The organism is Nitrosovibrio tenuis, from assembly GCF_900109785.1.
GTDB classification, from domain to species: domain Bacteria; phylum Pseudomonadota; class Gammaproteobacteria; order Burkholderiales; family Nitrosomonadaceae; genus Nitrosospira; species Nitrosospira tenuis_A.
On sequence record NZ_FOBH01000004.1, the window covers coordinates 142,203 to 163,765 of the forward strand.

Here is a 21,563-nt window from a genome sequence, read left to right on the forward strand (position 1 = left end):
ATGAAGGGAAGAGTTGGGGGAAAAAATTCCGTAGTTGATGACCGGGGTTTCAGCCTGGTCGAGCTCACCACTGTTGTAGCGATTATGGCAATCCTGGCCTCCTCGGCGGTACCCCTGTACGAACTCACCGTGAAACGCGAAAAAGAGCAGGAACTGCGCGTCGCCTTGAGGCAGATTCGGGAAGCCATTGATGCATACAAACGCGCGGTGAACGATGGCCGGGTCGCGCGCGAAGCGGAAAAATCGGAATACCCCCGCAAACTGGAGGACCTGGTTGAGGGTGTGCCGGATATCAAGGATGCGTCGAAGCGGAAGATCTATTTTTTGCGGCGCTTGCCGCGCGATCCGATGTCTGACGATCCTTCGTTATCTGCAGCCGCGACTTGGGGGAAACGCGCATACGAAAGTCCGCCCGACAATCCGCAGGACGGCGAGGACATTTTCGATGTGTACTCGCGCTCGCCCCTGACGGGTTTGAATGGCATCGCTTATGATAAGTGGTAAGCGCCGGCAGGCAATGCTCATTCCCATGTCTGACAAATGCTGGCGAAACGCCGGAACAAGCGATTCCTTACCGGACGACCGGACTGATCATGGCTTTACTCTGGTTGAGTTATTGGTCGTGATGGCAATCATCGCAACCCTGCTGAGCATTGTTGCGCCTAAATATTTCAACTCGCTGGACCGATCGAAGGAGACCGTGCTGCGGCAGGACCTGAACATCATGCGCGATGCGATCGATAAGTTCAACAGTGATACCGGAAAGTACCCAAGTGAGCTGGCTGAGTTGGTGGAAAAACGGTATTTGCGCTCGATTCCAGTTGATCCCTTGACGGAAAGTTCGGATACGTGGATTGCCGTTCCGCCACCCGACGCAGTCGGCGGGGTCTATGACGTGCGCAGCGGTTCATCGGAACAGGCGAAGGACGGGACCTCTTATGGGGCATGGTAGGAGCGGAGGGCGTGCGGGACATCGTAAGCCGGTGTAACAGCCGGGAAAGAGGTTTCACCTACCTCTGGGTGATGTTTGCCGTTGCAATTACCGGTGTCATGCTGGCCGGTGCGGGACAGCTATGGCGCACCGAGGCTCAACGGGAAAAAGAAAAAGAGCTCATGTTCATAGGTGAACAGTTCAGGCTGGCAATCGGCTCGTACTATGAAAGTTCACCCGGGATGAAGCGCTACCCGCCTTCGTTGGAAAAACTGCTTCTGGACGATCGCTTCCCAACCGTTAAACGGCACTTGCGCAAAATCTTTTTTGATCCCATGACAGGTACCCGCGAGTGGGGGCTGGTCACGCAACCGGGTGTCGGAATCATGGGAGTGCACAGCCTTTCGGCTCAGACGCCGCTTAAGCGTGCCAATTTTCACGAACGCTACGGGTCGTTCGCCGAAGCGAAAAGTTACAGAGACTGGAAGTTTGCGTATTCCCCTGGAGAAGCGGGATCTACGGCCTCCCAGCCTCAAAATCAACCCCAACCTCAAGGTCAACCCCAACCTCAAGGTCAACCCCAACCGCAGGGTCAAACTCAAATACAACCGGGAAGCGGGCCCGACACACGCCAGGCGCCCGCTCAACCACAACCATCGCCTGGGCCGTCCCAGGATACTCTCGGCCCCCCCTCGGAAGCCGAATCCGATTCCCAAAGACTCGGTAACTCCTTGCAGAGCATGCGGTATTAGCGGCATTTCCCAATACCTGTCTGGGGGACAAATTGAAAGACGCTTTTGCTCGCCGTCTTATCTGCCAGCCTACCTGCCTGCATTAGCGTCCGAATTTTAGGCCCATCAGCGACCCTCCTACTGCCCAGTAAAACTTCAAGCGTTAATAACACAGCTTCGGTATGGGCTTCCCCCACTGTTCGAGCCGGAGCAAACAATATTCGGAGATGTTATTCGACGCTGATCTTATCCAAAGGGGGTTCCAGCTTCCGCGAAACATGTTTTCAGCTCTGATGTGATCCGTTTTACCTACGTCATCACCACGATCTTCATAAATTTGACACGTATGGTTAATTATTCTGTCACGCGGCATGCCGAAAATAGACGGGCTTCTGATGCTGGCCGATGGTTAAGCCAATATGCGATAAAAATAAAAATCAAGGATAAAAATTATGGGGGGGCGCATCACTCTGACGGAACGAGAAATGGAATATCTCTTCCGTATCATTGACTCGTCGACCTCCATTCTTCTGCGCCATCAGTTTTTTCTGTGGGCCCAGGGCGAAGTTCAAAGCCTCTTACCACATGGGCTGCTCATATGTACATGCGACGAGGGATCCGGCCAACCGATCAGCATTGAAAAATTTAGCCGTACCAATATAGGCGAAGCCACGTTTTCAGAACTTTGCCGGCCGGACGGCGGCATCGTGTTTCGCGTCATATCTGCATGGAACATGGGAAAGAACCGGCCGGTTCTGCTTTGCCCGCATTATGCAGATTGCATTTCCTACAGCCAATTTGCAAATGATCTCAAGCATGACGATCTGGAACGGATTGCAGCGCATGGAATGTTCGACGCCAATGGCCGGACAAGAAGTTTATTCACTTTCACGCAGATTCCAGTTGCGCTGACCGAGCGCCATGCATATTTCCTCGAACTGCTGATGCCCCACATGCATATGGCGCTGGTGCGCATGTTGTTTCATGAACGGCATCAACATGGCATAGTGGCGGGAAAGACGAAGAAAATGATTACCGATCGTCAAACGGAAATTTTGCGTCATGTTCAGATGGGCAAAAGTAACGATGAAATCGCGCATTTGCTCAGCATCAGTCCCCTCACGGTCAAAAACCACATTCAAAAGATCCTGCATAAGCTGGGTGTCAACAATCGGGCTCACGCGGTCGCCAAGGCAATGGCGCTAAAGATCACGCTCTAGTCCCGAAGTGCTCGCTTGATCGCGATAACGGCACAGCTGTTGTCAATAACCCGCGTTCCACCCCAGGCCCATAGCGGAAGTTATCCATTTCAAGCTCGGCAGTAACTTCATCTTTCCTGCGTTCTCGACTTATCGCGCACTTTCACCGCGTAGTCCGAACGCCTCATTAAATGCCCTCGCAGTTATACATTTACTGTCATGTAACCCCTTTATTCTTCGGAAGCGAAGTGGAGCCCGCGCGACAGGGAACGAAATAATGATGGAGAGGAAGTACTACAAAAACCACGGCCCGGCTTCACCAGCGCTTAAAGATGGAAAGATAAAGTGGCAGGGTCCGGCAAAGGGTATCAAATGCTCACGCCGGTCGGAACAAAGCCAAACCCGTTGCGAGGCGGGGACGGAAAGCCGCGGACCTCCTTATAAAGTAAAGGCGGAGGTAGCCGGGTTGCTCCAAAATCGACTGATCAGATGAGACAAAGGTGACTTGATTCTCAAAATCAGCCGGTTGTTAGATATCAGGTGCAACTCATTAACTTTATAGGGAGTATCAGTTATGAAGATTAATTGTAAATTCAAAGTGCTCGCAGTTACCGCTGTAATGGCAGCCTCGGCTCCGGCGCTGGCTGCCATAGAAGGCGGTCCCACGGGCAACGGCGAACTGCTGCTCAACGTACGTTATTACGGCGGCGACTCCGCCACCTCCGGCGGGGATGACATCTCTGGCTTGTTCGACCTTGGCTTTAAAATGAACGACATGATCGCCCTGAACGGTCAAACCGGCGTCAGCAAGAGCTGGGACATGACCAGCGGCGCCTATGGCGCTTCCTGGAATCAGTTGATGAGCTTTGTCACCAGCCATGGTGGCGACGTGAGTAAAATCGGCTTCAACGTTATCGCGTTGGATAGCAGCAGCCCGAATACTACCGGCGGGGTGCATTATCTGACCACGGCGAATGTAGATTCCTATCCGCTCATAGGAAACGCTAACGTGAAGGCGATGTCCGGTATGCAACAGTATGTGGATGCCAACAACAGCCGCGGCACCCATGCCACCGACGCCAATGGCGCTAGCACTGCTACGCCGACGGACGCACCCAATTCTTTTTTCGGCGCGATCAACGGTTTTGGACAGGGCGACACCTGGATTACCAAGGCTGGTGTCGATACAACCCAGCCGCTGAACACCGACCAGAATTTCTGGCTTCTGACGACCTCCTCTACATCAAGCCTGGCCAAGGGCATCACGACCCCTTTTGGGGTTGACCTGGATCAGGACGGCAAAATCACCGGTAACGAGTTCAGCAAATTCAATATGAATGCCAACGGTACCCTCAGCTTCACAAGTCCCGTAAGTGCGATACCCGAGGCGGATACCTGGGCCATGCTGCTCGCTGGTCTGGGCATGCTTGGCGCGATGGTGCGTCGCCGGACCAGTATCTGAATTTTCTCGCGAATCTGCTCCCGCCTTCCTCCACGAGATGGAAGGGGTGAGTGCGAGTCGCATTACCAATTCTTTTAAAAAAGGATATCAACATGACAATGAAGCTGAGTAAGATTGCTCTGGCTGTAGCGTCGATTTGCGCAACCCCGGCCGCTTTTGCGTTGACGCCTGCCCAGATCGCCGCCGGTCCCACCACCTACGTATGGCTGTCAGGCAATTCCGCCCCCGCCAATGCCGTGTTTCGCAGCGTATTGTCGCTGTGTAACGGGCTTGCCGGCAATACGGGCACCAACGATGCGCACATGTACCTGGAAAGCACCGGTACCGAACCTGGCAAGAGCAGCGGCGACAGGGTTGCCTACGCCTGCACTATGAATTCCATCGCCGGTTCGCTGGCAGGCAAGAAGGTGGTGGTATATCACACGGTTGAAGGCGGTTCTTTCAATGCCTACGCCCCTCACCTCAGCATGGCGGGCGAGCCGAACTCCCACGGCTATCTGCCGGGTAACCTCCAGCGCGTCAATGACTTGGCGTTGCAGGGCGGTGGCGGTAAATGCGCCGCCGGCGCCGCCAGCGCCACCAGCGTTACGCTTAATGGCGTGACTTCCAATATCGGCCGCTACAATAGCTGCGACCTGGTTACCAAAACCTTCACGACCGCCCTCAAGGGCGACGCAGCGGGTGTGGCGGGACAGAGCTACCCTGATGGCGGTTTTTCCGATACCGAGTACCCGATCAATAAACAAAATCTGCAAATCGGTACGGGCTTGGCCTCAATCGGCAGCGAAGTGGCAACCAACATCGGCCAGGTTTTTGGCGTGGGAGTGAGCTATCCGCTTTATTTCCAGTTGCAGAAGAATGACGTCGCTGCCGGCATACTGTCCGCCGCCACATGCACCACCGGCTTTACCGCGGCTGCCCCCAATCTCGCCCTGGCTTGCCAGCCTAATCTTCCGGCCCAGCGCTACAGCGCGATTGCCAACGTGGCTACAATTGGCGGGGTGGACGGAAGCCTGTTTGGCGGCCCTGCGGGTTCCGTCGTCAATCTGGCGCGGCGCGTCCCCACTTCCGGCACTCAATCTGCTTCCAATATACGCTTCCTCGCCAAGCCCTGTGCCACTGGGATTTCGCAAGGTGCGCTGGAGCCGGCCCGTGCCACCGACAGCACCGCGACCGCGGTGGTCACCGAGCAGTCCAGTACCGGCGGCGTGAAAACCGCGTTGAATGCCGCGAGCTTAGCGGGTCAATTTGGCTTGGGCGTTATATCTGGAGATAACACACCGGCGCCCACAGCCACGACTGACCGTTGGGCCTTCGTCAAGCTGAACCGCGTCTCTCCCAACTCCGACGCGCAACAGCGGGCCGAAGCGATGGATGGTTCTTACGACTTCTGGTACGAGATGGCAGCGTTCACCGCCGGCGGCACAATCAGCCCGGCCAGCTCGGCGGGTGCCGCGCTGATCGCGGCAGCTACAGCCACCTTGGGTTCAAGCGATCTGAAGGGTATCTTCGCCACACCGTTGGCCGGTTCCAGCGGCCCCACCTCCACCGGTGCGCGCCTCGGCAACTCCTGCCAGCCTGCGATCCAGTAGGCATTGCACCTCGCGGGCGGTGCAATGCCGCCCATCAGGTTATACAGGGACAGCCCATACATGGGCTGTCCCATTTGTACGTATATGAAAACGTAATGTTGGGCAGGTGTGTCAGAGTAGGTTTGATGTTGCGAATGATAAATAAATTGCTCTGGGCGGCGTGTCTGGCTAGCCTGTGGGGAGGGATGCACACGGCGTATGCGCAGAACGCGCGCTTCGATGTATTCGAATACCGGGTAGACGGAACGACATTATTGCCCGTCACAGTTGTTGAACAGGCGGTTTATCCCTATCTGGGCGAAAACAAGACACTTGAGGATGTGGAGCAGGCCCGCGACGCGCTGGAACGCGCCTATCACGGAGCAGGCTACCTCACGGTGCTGGTAAGCATTCCCCAACAAAAGGTGGATAGCGCGGTGGTCATGCTGACAGTGACCGAGGCACCCGTAAAGCGGTTACGCGTAGTCGATTCGCGCTATTTCAGCCCGAACGATATCAAGGCTGGCATCCCCGAGCTGGCCGAAGGGAATGTCCCCAATTTCCCTGAAATGCAAAAACAGTTGGCCAACCTGAGTCGTTCGGCCGATCGCCGGGTTACACCCGTGTTAAGAGCCGGCAAAACACCGGGCACGGTGGAAGTCGACCTGAAAGTGAAGGATCAGTTACCGCTGCATGGCAGCGTGGAACTCAATAGTCGCCAGATTCCCAACACGACGCTGACACGGCTCAGCGCGAACGTAAGCTGGGATAACTTATGGCAAAGGCAGCATAGTCTGGGGGTGACCGGACTGATCACACCGGAGAACCCGGACCAGAGCAAGGTAATTTCCGCAAATTACACGATGCCCCTGGCATCCGGTTTTCTTGCCTTATATACCATCTACTCTGCCTCCTCCGTGGCATCCCTGGGCACGCTTAATGTCCTGGGCAACGGCATGATATTCGGGGGACGTTACATCTTACCCCTGCCGGGAAGTGAAAAATTCTTTCATACGGCGACGTTTGGCGTGGACTACAAGGATTTTATCCAGAACGTTAATCTCATCGAAGGCGGCAATTTCAATACCCCAATCACCTATATGCCTTTTACGGTGGGATGGGATGGCACCTGGATAGGCGAGGGGCGCAATACCAAACTCGGGTTATCCGCGAATTTCCACATGCGCGGACTGGTGGGAACCGAAGCGGCATTCGCCAACAAGCGCTTCAAGGCGCACTCCAATTACATATTCCTGCGAGGTAATCTCTCCCATACGGAAACCATGCGCCAGGGCTGGGGCGTTACAGGCCGGGCAACCTGGCAGCTTGCCGCCCAGCCGCTAATCAACAATGAGCAATCCATCGTCGGCGGAATCAATACGGTACGCGGCTACTATGAGGTCGAGGCACTGGGGGACGACAGCGCCACAGGGCAACTGGAAGCTTTTACGCCCAATTACGCCGGGTACCTGGTCGAGGCGCTGGAGGAATTTCGTCTGCTGGCTTTTATCGACGGGGGAACCGTGCGCGTGCTGGAGCCGTTGCCCGGGCAGAAAGATCGCTTCAATCTGGCGGGCACGGGGATGGGTCTGCGCTTCAGGGGCTGGAAAACCGTTTCAGCCGATTTCAGTTGGGCCGTGGCGCTGGAAGACGCAACCAGAACGAAAGCAGGCGACAAACGCGTTCATTTCACGTTCCGGCACGCATGGTGATGGGTAAACATCCAATGCAGGATCGGCCGCGATAAACCGCGCAAAACATGCAACACATGCAACCTGCTGAAAAACAAAGATTAAACGTCACAGGCGAGCGGAACGGGAATGCGCCAGCATTTTTTGATGTTCGCCAATAGCCTGAGACCAGCTCTCAAGGAATAGCACAGAATGAATCGGAATATCTATCGCCTGATTTTCAACATAACGTCAGGTATGACGGTTCCCGCCGCGGAAACCGCACGCAGCCGCGGCAAGTGGGGACGCCGGGTGCGGGCAACAAGCGGGAGAGTCCTGCTGTCGGCAGGATTACTGCTGGCTACGTCGGCACAGGCGGAACTGCCGGTACCCTGCGCAGGGGGCAGTTGCGGTATAGCGATACCGGATTTCGTCACGACGGGCCAGGCCAACTATCATATCCATGACCATCAGGCCGTGGTCAACCAGGTGGGCGACAAGGCCATTCTCAACTGGGAAAGTTTCAATGTCAGTCCTGGTCATTCGGTACAGTTTCAGCAGGTGGATAGCCTTGCCGCGCAGAACCTGGTACAGGGCGCCAATTTTATCACGCTCAACCGCATCTGGGACAACGACCCCAGCGTAATCGCCGGCATTCTCACCCAGGCAGCAGGCCAGAACGCGAACGTCATTCTGGTCAATACCAATGGCATCGCCTTCACGGGATCATCGCAGGTGAACCTCGGCAGCTTCACAGCCAGCAGCCTGGATATCAAGGACAGCTTCATCCTCAACGCGTTCCTGACCACCCAGAAGACGAGCCCGCAGTTCGAAGGCTCGGGCGGCTTCATCAAGGTGCTGGAGGGCGCGCGCATCACGGCCGGCAGCCAGGGCCGCGTGATGCTGATTGCACCCACGGTGATTAATAAAGGCAGCGTGCAGGCGCCCGACGGTCAGGTGATCACTGCGGCGGGAACCAAGGTATTTTTGCGTTCCGCTTCGAACCAGCCCGTGGACGCCAATGTGCGCGGCCTGCTGGTGGAAGTAGACAGTCCCGCGGGCCTCAGCGATTTTCAAACGGATAACCCGGGCATCAAGGACGGTAAACTCGATGGGCAGACCGTGGCGCTGAAAGATGGCGCGCTGGATAAACTCGGTCATGTCACCAACCTGGGCGAACTGAGCACTCCCCGCGGCAATGTCACCATGGTGGGGTATGCGGTCAATCAGCAGGGCATCGCCCGGGCAACGACCTCAGTAATCGCCAACGGCTCGGTGTATCTGCTGGCAAAGGATTCTGCCTTTGCGCAGGATAATTCCACGCGCGGCGGCCGCGTGGTTCTCGCCGATGGCAGCCGGACGGAAGTGCTGCCGGAAGTGTCGGATAACACGGGTTTGGTGGATGGTTTGACGGGGACGGGTCTCGCGCTCCGATCTCAGGTGAGAGTGCTGGGACAGGATATACGGATGGAAAACGGCGCGATCATCAATGCGCCGGCAGGGGAAGTGAATTTCTTCGCCATGGACGATCCCAGCCTCCTTTTCACGGGTAGTGATCCGTTCCAGGCAGTAAACGCGCCTATTTCCAATACCGCCCGCGTTCACATCGCCGGTGGAGCGCGCATAAGCGTGAGCGGACTGGAAAACGTGGCGGTTTCCACGGCGCGCAACGGGGTGGAAGTCGAATTGCGGGGGGATGAGCTGAAAGATTCTCCGGCCAACCGCGATGGTCCGCTGCGTAGCCAGAAGGTGTTTGTCGACATCAACCGCGCCTTGAACAATGCCAACGCGGGCAATCCCACCCTCATCGCCAGGGACAGCCTTCTATCCTACCAGGCGCGGCTGGAACGCGGGGTTGCCGAGCGGTCGACCGAGGGCGGCACGGTTCGGGTAAGCTCCCTGGGGGAGGCCATAATTGAATCCGGCGCGGTGATCGACCTGTCGGGCGGCAGCCTGAGCTACACCCCGGCCAATGTGCCAACCACGCTGGTCATGTCCCGCGGAATATTGACCGATATCGCCGATGCGCGGGCCGATGTGCGCTATGATGGCATCGCCACCCGCTACACGCAGGATTTCGGACGCTGGAATATAAAAGAAGTAATCGACCTGGGGCGGAGCTTCAATTATGACCCCGGCTATATCGAAGGCAAAAATGCCGGCGCTCTGGAGGTAACCGGGCTGCGCGCAACAGTGATGCAGGGCGATATCCAGGGCCGCACCATCGTTGGCGAGGTGCAGCGCGACCTCGGCATCGTGCCTGCCGGCGCCCGTTTTACCCTGGGCGTCGATCCGGTCGCCAAAAGTTTTCCTTCTATCGACTATAAGATGAACCAGGTGGTCGAGCTGAGCAGCAGCGCCGCCTTGCCCGCAGGGTTCAAGTTCGGCGATGCGCTCTCGCCCGATCTCGTCAGGACGGTCAGCCTTAATCCCGGGCTGCTCGGCAAGGATAAAGTCGCCAATCTGGAAATTTTCAGCAATCAGGCGGCAGCCGTGCGCGAGGCTTTGCGTGCCCCGCAGGGCGGCAGCGTGCACATCACGGCACAGGGCATCACGATCGACGGCGATATCGAAGCGCCCTCCGGCTCGATCGTGCTGAACGCGAGCAGAAACGACTTCAATACCCTCTCTGAGCCGTTGAATTTGATCGTGGCCAATGGGGTTACGTTGTCGGCCCGGGGGGCCTGGGTAAACGAATTGCGGGGAGTGCCGGCGGGATCGGACGAAGTTGCGCTGGTGCATGGCGGCAATATCGCGCTATCGGCGCAGGATAATCTTGCTCTCGGACACAATACCCTGCTGGATGTGACCGGCGGGGGGCGGCTCAGGGTCGATGGTCAGGGAAGGGTCATTGCCGGAAGCGGCGGCGAAATCAGCCTGGCGGGCCTCGCGGTTTCACGCCTCGACCAGAATGTGCGGGGCTATGGCATCGGCGGCGGCGGCACGCTTACTGTTTCCAGCAACCGGATTCAAATCGGCGGAGTGCCTGACAACTCGCTCGGCACGGTCAACCTGGACACTGGATTTTTCGAGCGGGCCGGTTTCGCCAATATCAATCTTGCCGGGATTGAGCGCCTGGCACTATCCGAGGGGGTTCGGATCAAGCCCACTGTTCTCAGCCTGGAATTGCAGCCCGACTATACCTTGCGGCCAAGCGGAAGCAGGATAGAAAATTTCACCCACCAGGTAAAACTGGATGATTTAGTGCGCCAACCGGTGAATCTGAGCCTTGCCGCCAGAAATTCCGCGGATGGGACAGGCGATCTCCTGATCGAGAAGGGCGCGCATATCGAGGCCGATCCCAGGGCAAGCGTCACCCTCGAGGCCGGGCGTCTGCTGGATATAAGAGGGCGCATCACAGCGCCGGGCGGTAATATCACGGCTACGTTGAATCATAGCCAAGAGAGGGACTTCAATCCCACCAACGCCCTGTGGCTGGGCAAGCAGGCGGTACTCGATGTATCGGGCGTCGCGCTCACCTACCTCGACAAGCAGCGCCTTACCCAGGGCACGGTGTTGAATGGCGGTAACATAACGCTGAATGCGCAGTTTGGCTATGTCGTGGCCGAAACGGGTTCGAGCATCCGGATGGCGGGCGTGGCGCCGGTGCGGCTGGATATCCTGAACCAGGCCGGCGGCGTGGGACAATGGGTCGGCAGCGACGCGGGTTCTCTCAGCATCAAGGCGCGCGAGGGCGTATTGCTAGATGGCGGAATGGCTGCCCAGGGAGGGAGCACATTAAATCGTGGTGGAACATTCAGTCTGGTTTTTGGATTCCTGGATATTCCAGAGAAAGGCTTTCCCACTGGCGAGCGCATATTGAGCCTGGCACAAACGGTGACGCCGCAGACGAGCGGCCTGACCCCGGGCGCGGCCCTTCCTGCCGGGCTGAACGGGAAGGCTCGGCTGGGCGCCGCGGCGCTCAAGGGAGCGGGTTTCGATCGCATCACGCTCAAAAGCCGCGATGCGATCCGGCTGGAAAACGGCTTGAATCTGGGCGCCAACCGCGCGTTGGCATTGAAAGAAGTGGCGCTCGACGCGCCGCGTATCGAAACAGCCGGGGGCGACGCCGCGCTGAAGGCCGAAACGCTGCGGCTGGGCAATTATGACGTAAACCGTGTGGATGCCGTCAATACCCCGGTTACAGGTAGCGGCGCACTCAAGGCGGACGCACAACTGCTGGAACTAGCCGGCAACCTGACCTTGACCGGCATGGCGCGCGCCGAACTGAACGGAGCCGAGGAAGTTCGCCTGGCGGGGGTTAGCAGCGGGAGCTCCGCACGCCCGGCAGGCGCCTTTTCGAGCGCAGCCGACCTTTTTTTTCGCGGCGCAGTGATAGCCCCGACAACCTATAGCCAGATCAGCATTAACGCGCCGGGACGGACGGTTGCGTTCAGTAGCGACACCATGCAGCAGTCCCAGCCGCTGTCCGCACTCGGCAGCCTTGCGGTAACCGCTGCGAACGTCGTTCAGGCCGGCAATCTGTGGGCGCCGTTCGGCCAACTGAATTTCATTGTTTCGGATACGCTCACGTTCAAAAGCGGCAGCCTGACTTCGATTGCCGGGGCGCCTGGCAGCCTGATTCCGTTTGGCATAACAGTGAATGGCCGGAGCTGGATATACAGGCCCGACTCGTTCGAGATCCCGCAACTTGCGTTGCCTGAAAAATCCATCCGCATCATCCAGGCAGCCAACGTCGACATGCAGGCGGGCGCAGCGGTCCGGCTCGCCGGCGGAGGAGATTTGCAAGCCTACGAGTTCAGCGTGGGACCCGGCGGAGCGCGCGATATCCTGGATGACCCCGGCACCTATGCGATCTTGCCCGGCTATGCTAACGGATTTGCGCCGGGAGACAGACAGGAGAACGCCGGCTTCGACCGCGCAGCGGGGGATGCCGTCTATCTCTCCGGCATCCCGGGACTCTCTGCGGGTGTGTATACGTTGCTGCCCGCGCATTATGCCCTGCTGCCAGGCGCCTATGCCGTGAGACTCAATGCGCATGTGCAGAACCTGCTGCCGGGTCAGGCTTACAGCAGGCAGGACGGCATCCAGGTCGTACCGGGCTACATCACGGATAGCCGCGCGGCATCGGGCGGCCCGCGCGACGCGCTGTGGAGCGGGTTTGAAGTGTTGACCCGCGAGCAGGTTTTGCAGCGTTCGGAAATCAATCTTAGCCGCGCCTCGGACTTTTTTACCATAAGCCAAAGCCGTCCGCAGGATGCGGGCCTGCTCTCGATTGCCACCACCGGCGGGCTGAAGCTGGATGCCATTTTCCAGCTGAGTGCAGCCGAAGGCGGCCGGGGTGCAGCGGTGGACATCAGTGCGCTTAAAATTGCCATTACCGACGGCTCGCCATCCGGAGTCGATCCGTTGGCCACGCGTATCGATGCCACTACACTCGACGCTATGGGTGCGGCCAGCCTGTTCCTGGGTGGCACGCGCACCCCCGGCAGCACCCGTAGCGATGCGACCATTCTCACGGTCGGGGCGGATGAAGTGACCTTGGCCAATGACATCTCCCATCCCCTGAAGAGTCAGGAAATCATCCTGGCGGCAAGGAACACCCTCACGCTAAAATCCGGTAGTGCCATCGATGCACAAGGCAGCATGGATAACGTGGGCGGAGCAGGAAGCTATCGCACGGCCGGCAATGGCGCGCTGGTACGGGCTGCCTCGACGTATGCCGCATTTTCGCGCACGGACAGTCCGGATCGCACGCTGGGCATACTGACCGGCGAAGCCGGCAGCACGATCCGCGCGTCGAATTCGATTACGCTGGATGCCACCCTGCAGAATACGTTTGCGGGCACGACTATTTTCGCTGATGACAAGGGGAATCCGGTCGCTGGAAATTTATCCGTCGGCGCTACACGCGTGAATTTGGGCAACGCACCCACAGGCTCCGAAGGCCTGGTCCTGAACCAGAGCGAGCTCGATAGGCTGAACAGCCTGAATTCGCTGACCCTGACAAGTTATTCCACTTTTGACCTCTATGGCGATGTCGGCGTCGGCGGGATAAATGCCGACGGCAAGCCGACGCTGCAGGCTTTAAATCTGTTGGGCGCGGGGCTGGCGGGTCTGAACAATAGCGATAAAACCGCGCATCTGCGCGCAGCCAGCATATCGATTTCGAACCCTGCGGCGGCGACATTCACTTCGGGCGGCACACCGGGCAACGGCGCCCTGGCAATCCAGGCGGACAGGCTGGTGCTGGGTGAAGGCTCCAAAGCCATCCAGGGGTTCTCCCAAATCGACGCCACAGCGAATGAACTGGTCGGGCGCGGCGCCGGCAGCACCGACACGGCCGGGAAAATCAATTTGAATATTGCACGGGTCAGCGCCGAGCCAGGGTCTAACCAGACCCTGGCCGCAACCGGTCAATTGAATGCTGCCAAGGTTGTGGCGGATCGTACCCTTGCTGCTGTCGATACGCTGGGAGCGAAGTGGACGCTGTCGGGCACGAGGGTAACCTTTGATACCCAGGCTGATCTGCCTTCGGGCGCGCTTAAACTTGTGGCGACTACGGGTAATCTCGAGCTGGGGACAAATGCGGAATTGAATGTGGCGGGAAAGCCGGTGGCTTTCTTCGACGTGGTTCGCCCATCGCCGGGCGGCACCGTCGAACTGGCGAGCGATAACGGGAACGTGCTCGTTCAAACAGGAGGGCGGATAGATGTATCGGCGGCCGCGGGCGGCAACGCAGGCAGCGTGATCATACGCGCGCCCAATGGCACGGCCACCGTGAATTCCGCAAACCTGCAGGGCTCGGCCGCACTGGGCGCCGATGGCGCGAGGGGCGAAGGCGGCCGTTTCCAACTGGATGTTGCCTCTCTGAATGACTTTTCCACACTGAACACGATACTCAACCAGGGAGTGTTCGATGGCGCAAGAACGCTGCGCGTGCGCACGGGCGATGTCAGCCTGGCCGCTGCCGATACGGTTAAGGCCAGAGAAGTACGCATTGCGGCGGATGGCGGCAAACTCGATGTGGCCGCCCATATCGACGCCTCGGGTAAAGATGGAGGCAATATCAATCTTTACGCCAGGAACGATGTGGCTGTGCAGTCGAGCGCGAAGCTCGACGCCTACGCAACAGGCGACGGTCAAAATGGTGGCGAGGTGGAAATCGGTACCACGGAAGGTAGGCTGAGCCTGGCCGACGGCGGCACGCTGGATGTGCACGGGGGCGGCAGCGGCGGCCAGGCTGGGCAGGGCGGAAGCGTGCTGTTGCGCGCGCCCCGTACCGGCAGTGGCGCGGGAAATGACGCGGCCGTGGGCAGCGTCGCCAGCAGCATCGACGGAGCCAGATCCATCGTGGTGGAAGCGGTCAAGGTATACAACAACATCACCACGCTTACCGGCACCGGCGCAAGCAGCGGCGCGACGTTGAGTCTGGCTACGGTCAATTCCGACAATGCGAGCTTCGCGTCCAGCGCAGGCGCGATTGCCGCGCGCCTGGGCAAGGCCGGCGATACCGCCTTTCATGTGCGGGCCGGGGTGGAAGTGCGCTCAGCGGGCGATCTTGCACTCAGCCAGGACTGGAATCTCGGTACCAGCCGCACAGGCGGCGAACCGGGCATGCTGACCTTGCGCGCGGCTGGCAATCTCAATCTCAATAGCAACCTGTCCGATGGATTCAATGCCGCGACGGCATTCAGCAGTGGCACCACGCCAGCGACGTTGCTGGCAGGAGATTCATGGGGTTATCGGCTCGTTGCCGGGGCCGATACCGGCGCGGTTGACCCGCTGACGGTCAAGGCGGGCAGCGGCGACGTAACGCTGGCGGCCGGAAAATTGGTACGTACAGGCACGGGGGACATCCACATCGCCTCCGGGCACAACATTAAACTTGCCGATAATAAGTCCGCCATCTACACCGCGGGACGCATTGCCGACGTAGCCAACGGTTTTGTTGTTCCCGCCAATGCCCAGTTCAGCCAGGGCGGCGGCAACGTCAGCCTGTCGGCACAGGGAGATATCAGCGGCGCGCCCTCGGCGCAACTCTATTCCAACTGGCTATTCCGCCAGGGGCAGTTGAATCAGTCTACGGGGGCATACACTCTCCAGCCTGCCTGGTGGGTGCGCTTCGATCAGTTCCAGCAAGGCATCGGCGCGCTGGGCGGAGGCGACGTTACGCTGATCGCCGGGGGCAATGTCAAAAACGTCTCCGCGAGCACACCGACTCAGGCACGCATGGCCGCCACCGCGCCGGATGTGACCAAACTGGTTACAACCGGCGGCGGGGATGTGCGGGTTGAAACCGGGGGTGATTTGCTGGGCGGGCAATATTATGCCGATCGTGGCGACCTGGTGCTGAAGGTGGGCGGCAAAGTCGACAGCGGGCAGAATGTGAAGGGCAGCGCGCTCTATACCATCCTGGCGCTGGGCGATGCGCAGGCGCGGGTTCAGACGCAAGAGGATCTCAATATTCAGGCGATATTGAATCCACACCTGGTGGTGCAGTCATCCGGCACAGGCACGGCATTCAATATTGGTAGCAGCGGGGTCAGGGACCCTCGCTGGAGCCTGTTTTCAACTTATGGCCCGAATAGCGGCGTGCAAGTACAGAGCCTGGACGGCGATGTAACGCTACACACGGGTGTGGGGGGACTCCCGCTATCGAATGCCTATGGGTCTCCGCTCAACTTCAATATCAGTCCTGCCAAATACAGCGCCGCCCTGCTTTCAATTCTGCCCCCCAGCCTGTCGGCCACGGCGTTTCACGGCAATACATCCATCCAGGGCAGTGAAAATATAACATTAAGCCCCGCAGCGCGTGCCGATCTGGCCCTGCTGGCATCAAATTCGGTCAGCATCGCCAACCTCGTGGCCATGAGCGATCGCGATCCAGCGCTGATCCCGAGTGCGGTCAGGCCGGATACGGGCTTCAATCTGTTTCCAAATCCGGCTGTGAATCCGGCTGACATCAACCTCATCCACGCCGCCGTGCCCGTCCATACCGGTGATACCCAACCCGCGCGTATATATGCTGTCGCCGGCGATGTTCAGGGCGACTTCAATACGCTTACCCTGGATCTGTCAAAGGCAGTTCAGATTCGTGCCGGGCAGGACGTGCGCGACCTGGGCATCGTGGCGCAGCATGTGAATGCCGGGGATGTCAGCCGGGTAGTGGCAGGCAGGGATGTCGCCTTCACTTCCGGAAACGACCGTACCAACAACGCCAAAATCTGGATAGGGGGCCTAGGGCGACTGGAAGTGACGGCAGGGCGCAATATCGACCTGGGGACGTCGGCGGGCATCGTCAGCCGCGGCGACCTCGACAATGCGCAACTGCCCAAGGGCGGGGTCGATATCCATGTCGCGGCGGGTGTAGGCGCGCAGGGAATCGATTATACCGGCGCCATTGACCGGCTGATCGCCGAACTGTCCGCCGCGGGCAGCACAGCAAATGATGCGCTTCTGTGGCAGGCCCGCTGGCTGACGGGCAACAATACCCTGAAGGGTTCCGATGCACTCGAGGCAGTCCAGGCGGTGCGCGCGCTGGACGCGGATACCCAGCGCATCATGGTGCGCGAAATGGTCTATACGGCTTTGCTCGTCACCGGACGCGACTTCAACAACCGCGACAGCCCCTATGCCCGAAATTACGAGCGCGGCTATGCGGCGCTGGAGTTGCTGTTCCCGGGGTTGCGTGAGAAAAACGCGGATGGCAGCTTCAAGAACTATCAAGGGGAAATCAACCTCTTTGCCAGTCGCATCAAGACGGAGCGCGGGGGCAATATAGAATTCATGGTGCCGGGCGGAGACTTGATAGTTGGCCTCAGTAATACGCCGGCGGTGCTGGTGAATACCGGCAATGACGTCCTGGGCATGCTGACGGTAGCGGATGGCAACATTCGCGGATTTTCGCGCGGCAATATCCTGGTCAATCAGTCGCGCATTCTGACCGTTGGCGGCGGTAATGTCCTGTTGTGGTCGAGCGAAGGCGATATCGATGCCGGCAAGGGCAAAAAGAGCGCAACCGCGGTGCCGCCTCCGCTCATCAAGGTGGACGCGAGCGGCAAGGTAACGCAGGAATTGCAAGGGGCTGCCTCAGGCAGCGGGATTGGTGCGCTTTCCACGGGCGCCACAATCGCAGGCGACATCGATCTGATCGCCCCCAAGGGCACGGTGAACGCGGGCGATGCCGGTATCCGCGCTGGCAATCTGAACATTGCCGCCCAGGTTGTGCTGGGGGCGGATAATATCGCCGTGGCAGGTACCTCCACCGGTACTCCTGTCGCGGACGCAAGCGCGGTCAGCGCTACCACCTCGGGCGCCACGTCGCAAGGGGACGATGTAGCCAAAGCAACGGCCGCCTTATCCCAGAATCTTTCGGATGCGGCGCAGGCAGCGGATCAGATGAGGAAACTTAAGCCGACATTTATTTCGGCTGAAGTGATCGGCCACGGCGAATAAAATTGTTGTTCCCCAGGCTGGATTTCAGCCTGAAATTCGGCCTCGAATTTTTTGGAAGCCGGCCATACTGCCAGAACCATTAGCGGAATAGTGCGACTTGGTGGAGTATGGCCGTGCCGGCGGCGGACCACTGATGGTGTGGCGGTCCGCCCTTGCACATTGCTTTCTTTCTTCTGTTCTTCTGATAAGTTTCGATATTTCTGGACTTCATATTCGATAGATCATAGACGCTTCGGAGTAGCTAACCAGCATTAAATGGGGAGATTATTTAAGATTCATGCAGCTGGCGTAGTAACTCACTGTGGCGGGCCAGTCGCTGAATATGCCGAGGATGCCGACATCCCGGTTTAAAACGTCGAGAACCTTCATCATGTCGCCTTCGCGCTTGATTGCGGAATCGATGGTCTGATAATAAAATCCATTGTCACCATCAGCCAGTATGCCGGACCGCTCAAGCGTCCAGGTGATGATATCGAGACCGGCCGATTTGGCTTGCCTGGCATACCGGGAAGCCACGATATTGCCGCTGCCATCGACGTCCAGCAGCGCGAATATCGGGGGCGCAACGATATTGATTCCCTCGGCTTTATAGGCGGCCAGTTGCGCGGCAGTGGGCAACTCAGCAACCGTATTTGCATCGTCAAGGAACACTGCCTGTTTCCCGAAGTGAGGTTCTTTGGCGATCCAGTAACGGATGTCGCCAATATCGAAGGACTGGGCGTAGACGTTCTGGGGTTTGACGCTCTCAGCCTTGTATTCATCAATCATCTGCTGGGCGTAAGCTTGCTGCGTATAGTCGCCAACGCCGTCGCCATCGCTGTCATATGGCATTTTTACGCTGGCGCTTTTGAGCTCGGGTGTCATTTTTACGCCGAGCCTCTTGAATAGCTGGATACTCTCTTTATGGGTAAGCAGGGTGCCGCTGGTGGGGCCGGAATACAGGTCTGTGCGCCAGCTCGGGGTGCCGTGTAAATAGTCCTTGGCGCTCGTTGCGGCCGGATTAAAACCATCCATTTTGCCTCTCAGACTTTTAAATTCATCCACTGTCAAGTCGCTTGTACAACACAGTGCCGTAGCCTCCTGAACGAGTTTTCCCGCGGCATCGAACTGAGCGGGGGTAAAGGGTTTGCTGCATTTCCCAGCCAATGGCGTATCGAGGATATTGGTGGTCGTGTGCAGATCGCACTGCGAATGGCGGCAAACGAGTTCCTTGTCCCTGGTAAACGTCACGTCGCATTCCACGATGCCGGCTCCCATACGCGCGGCGGCCTCGTAGGATTCCTTGGTATGTTCGGGAAACTGAAGGCCAGCCCCACGGTGACCAATGGAAAAAGCCGATTTGCGGAATGGGCCGCTCTCGCAATGCTTGAGCCTGCTCTTCAGAGCGCTGGGCTCCATGTCATTGATGAGAAAAAATGGACGCGGCCCGAGCTGGACAGCGCCGGCTCCCGATTCATCATGGTGGCGATCGGCTTCCCCATCGTCGTGATGTTGGTTTGCGAACGACGTGCTCGTAAACGCGCAGAGGACAACCATGAGAACGAAGGTTACTAAAGTGGTTAAAATAGAATTTCGCGGTAACATGCCGGACCTCCCCAGTGAGTAAAAGAATGTTTCACATTACATCCACGGTCGATGTAAGTCTGACGTTACCTCCACTCTTTTTCATTTTAACGAGGATGTTGTTAATCCAAACAGATCACCCAGAGAATAAATAAAAAGCCAGCTGTTTAGTCTCAAATATAGTCGCCCAGCCCCCACCAGCCGTCAGACCCCTGCCACCGTCGGCACAAGGCGGCGCTACCTCTTCGTTGATCCCTTTCGTTAAGTAATGATCCATTCGGATCATGGTTCTCACTCAGGGCTGTAATCTGGCGCGCGGATAATTCCGGGGGTAATTTTTCAGGTTGATGGTTGACATATCCATGCGTGTCCTTGTACTTCTGCTTGCTTCTGTACTGTGCACATTTTCCCTTTCCAGCCATGCCTGGTGGAACGATGAATGGACGAACCGCAAGAAGGCCACGCTGACCAGTCCATCAGGCGAAGTCGCGGATGCGCCAGTGCTGATCCGTTTGCATTCCGGTAACTTCGATTTTCTTTCCGCGAATGACGATGGCAGCGACCTGCGTCTGGTGTGGGGAGACGACAAGACCCAACTCAAATTCCATATCGAGAAGTGGGACAGCGCGAATCAGCTTGCGCTGGTCTGGCTGAAGGTGCCCAAACTCTCGCCTCAGACGGAAGTGTTTCTTTATTACGGCAATGAAAGTGCCACGTCTGCGGCTGACCCCCGGGGCACATACGATGCCAGCAGTGCCGTATATCACTTTGCAGAGCCGGAAGGACATCCACAGGACAGCGGACCAAACGGCCTGCATGCCCAGTCCTCCGCCCAACGTATCCCCGCTTCATTCGCCAATGGGGGCGCGGGATTCAACGGTGCCCAAAGCGTGATGCTCCCTGCCGTGGAAGCGCGCGGTGGATACAGCTTCGCTGTCTGGATCAAGCCTGCATCGCTGGATGGCGTCTTGTTCCAGTCGGACGGCATGACCGCGTCGCTTGAAGCGGGGAAACTCAAGGTGAAATCGGGCGGGGCGAGCGTGGTTTCTGGGGTATCGCTTACAGCAAGCCAATGGCAACACCTGGGGTTCACGGTTTCCGATGCGCTGCGCATATACATAAATGGCAAACCGACAGGTGAAGCACCCGGCGCCGTATTGCCAACCGGCAGCGCGGCATTGGGCCTCGGCTTCAAGGGTGAAATGGACGAGGTGCAGGTCTCGGGCCTGGTGCGCAGCGCAGACTGGTTAGCCGCACAGGCTGCGCAGGGGCCGGATGGCAGGCTGGTTACACTAGGCGAAGAGGAAACAGTCGAGGGCGAGGCGGAAGCTTCGCATATGGGCATTATTCTTCGGTCGTTGACGGTAGACGGCTGGGTCGCGATTGGCTTGCTGTCGATCATGTTGGTGATAGCAATTTGGGTGATGTCCACCAAAGCCGCTTATATCAATCGAGTGGATAAATCCAACAACCGTTTTATGGACAAGTTCCGCGAATTGTCGACCGATCTGGCGATGATCGAGGCAAAGGGACTGGGAAAAGAGTTCGAGCATTCCTCGTTGTACCGCATCTATCACATTGGCGCGGTCGAGTTGGCGCATCGCTTCCAAGACACCGAGTCGACGCATATCACGAAGTCCCTATCGCCGCAATCGCTGGACGCAATCCGCGCCAGCCTGGATGCCGGGCTGGTGGAAGAAATTCAGCGCATGAACAAGTTCATGGTGCTGCTCACCATCGCCATCTCGGGCGGGCCATTCATCGGGCTGCTGGGCACGGTGATGGGGGTAATGATCACGTTTGCCGCAATCGCCGCGGCCGGTGACGTCAACGTCAATGCGATCGCGCCCGGCATCGCGGCCGCCTTGGCAGCGACGGTTGCGGGAATGGGGGTAGCGATCCCATCCCTCTTCGGATACAACTATCTTGCTTCCCGCATCAAGACCATCGTATCTAGAATGCATATTTTCGTCGATGAGTTTGTTACCAAGCTCGCCGAAAATTACAGCCGCTGACA

At 58.2% G+C, this 21,563-nt stretch carries 10 protein-coding genes and 1 riboswitch; of the genes, 9 read left to right on the plus strand and 1 reads right to left on the minus strand.

The window, feature by feature from the left end; all coding sequences use genetic code 11:
• From BMX00_RS07305 to BMX00_RS07340, 8 genes are all read left to right on the plus strand, one after another.
• The gene (locus BMX00_RS07305; protein ID WP_090828363.1) at nt 1-504 is read left to right on the plus strand and encodes a type II secretion system protein; all 504 of its coding nucleotides are present in this window, start codon (nt 1-3) and stop codon (nt 502-504) included.
• The gene (locus BMX00_RS07310; protein WP_245727903.1) at nt 491-952 is read left to right on the plus strand and encodes a type II secretion system protein; all 462 of its coding nucleotides are present in this window, start codon (nt 491-493) and stop codon (nt 950-952) included. The genes BMX00_RS07305 and BMX00_RS07310 overlap by 14 nt, the downstream gene beginning before the upstream one ends.
• Nucleotides 953-963: 11 nt before the next feature.
• Nucleotides 964-1,683, plus strand: a complete 720-nt coding sequence (locus BMX00_RS07315) for a type II secretion system protein (protein ID WP_177171795.1) — start codon at nt 964-966, stop codon at nt 1,681-1,683.
• Nucleotides 1,684-2,114: 431 nt separating this feature from the next.
• Nucleotides 2,115-2,882: an XrtB/PEP-CTERM-associated transcriptional regulator EpsA gene (epsA, locus tag BMX00_RS07320; RefSeq protein WP_281245897.1), complete on the plus strand. Its 768-nt coding sequence runs from the start codon at nt 2,115-2,117 to the stop codon at nt 2,880-2,882.
• Nucleotides 2,883-3,246: 364 nt separating this feature from the next.
• Nucleotides 3,247-3,335: riboswitch (cyclic di-GMP riboswitch) on the plus strand.
• Nucleotides 3,336-3,435: 100 nt separating this feature from the next.
• A complete protein-coding gene (locus tag BMX00_RS07325; RefSeq protein WP_090828364.1) occupies nt 3,436-4,323 on the plus strand; it encodes a PEP-CTERM sorting domain-containing protein in 888 nt (295 codons plus the stop codon).
• A 92-nt stretch (nt 4,324-4,415) separates the two neighbouring features.
• Entirely contained in the window at nt 4,416-5,915 is a 1,500-nt protein-coding gene (locus BMX00_RS07330; protein ID WP_090828365.1) for a hypothetical protein, read from the plus strand.
• Nucleotides 5,916-6,049: 134 nt separating this feature from the next.
• Complete coding sequence (locus BMX00_RS07335; RefSeq protein ID WP_090828462.1) at nt 6,050-7,606, plus strand: ShlB/FhaC/HecB family hemolysin secretion/activation protein; 1,557 nt, start codon at nt 6,050-6,052, stop codon at nt 7,604-7,606.
• A gap of 171 nt (nt 7,607-7,777) precedes the next feature.
• The gene (locus tag BMX00_RS07340) at nt 7,778-17,983 is read left to right on the plus strand and encodes a filamentous haemagglutinin family protein (RefSeq protein WP_090828366.1); all 10,206 of its coding nucleotides are present in this window, start codon (nt 7,778-7,780) and stop codon (nt 17,981-17,983) included.
• Nucleotides 17,984-18,247: 264 nt separating this feature from the next.
• Here the strand turns inward: BMX00_RS07340 and BMX00_RS07345 are convergent, their stop codons facing one another.
• Nucleotides 18,248-19,567 (minus strand): glycerophosphodiester phosphodiesterase family protein, encoded by a 1,320-nt coding sequence (locus BMX00_RS07345; RefSeq protein WP_090828367.1) that lies wholly within the window; start codon nt 19,565-19,567, stop codon nt 18,248-18,250.
• Nucleotides 19,568-19,908: 341 nt separating this feature from the next.
• Between BMX00_RS07345 and BMX00_RS07350 the strand changes: the two genes are divergently transcribed.
• Nucleotides 19,909-21,561: a DUF2341 domain-containing protein gene (locus tag BMX00_RS07350; protein WP_090828463.1), complete on the plus strand. Its 1,653-nt coding sequence runs from the start codon at nt 19,909-19,911 to the stop codon at nt 21,559-21,561.
• The last annotated feature ends 2 nt before the right edge of the window (nt 21,562-21,563 follow it).

Excerpts from the sequence above, each read along its gene's own strand:
- BMX00_RS07335 (WP_090828462.1), top strand. The coding sequence starts at position 6,050 with ATGATAAATAAATTGCTCTGGGCGGCGTGTCTGGCTAGCCTGTGGGGA.
- BMX00_RS07350 (WP_090828463.1), top strand. The coding sequence starts at position 19,909 with ATGCGTGTCCTTGTACTTCTGCTTGCTTCTGTACTGTGCACATTTTCC.
- BMX00_RS07340 (WP_090828366.1), top strand. The coding sequence starts at position 7,778 with ATGAATCGGAATATCTATCGCCTGATTTTCAACATAACGTCAGGTATG.
- BMX00_RS07345 (WP_090828367.1), bottom strand. The coding sequence starts at position 19,567 with ATGTTACCGCGAAATTCTATTTTAACCACTTTAGTAACCTTCGTTCTC.
- BMX00_RS07325 (WP_090828364.1), top strand. The coding sequence starts at position 3,436 with ATGAAGATTAATTGTAAATTCAAAGTGCTCGCAGTTACCGCTGTAATG.
- epsA (WP_281245897.1), top strand. The coding sequence starts at position 2,115 with ATGGGGGGGCGCATCACTCTGACGGAACGAGAAATGGAATATCTCTTC.
- BMX00_RS07305 (WP_090828363.1), top strand. The coding sequence starts at position 1 with ATGAAGGGAAGAGTTGGGGGAAAAAATTCCGTAGTTGATGACCGGGGT.
- BMX00_RS07330 (WP_090828365.1), top strand. The coding sequence starts at position 4,416 with ATGACAATGAAGCTGAGTAAGATTGCTCTGGCTGTAGCGTCGATTTGC.
- BMX00_RS07310 (WP_245727903.1), top strand. The coding sequence starts at position 491 with ATGATAAGTGGTAAGCGCCGGCAGGCAATGCTCATTCCCATGTCTGAC.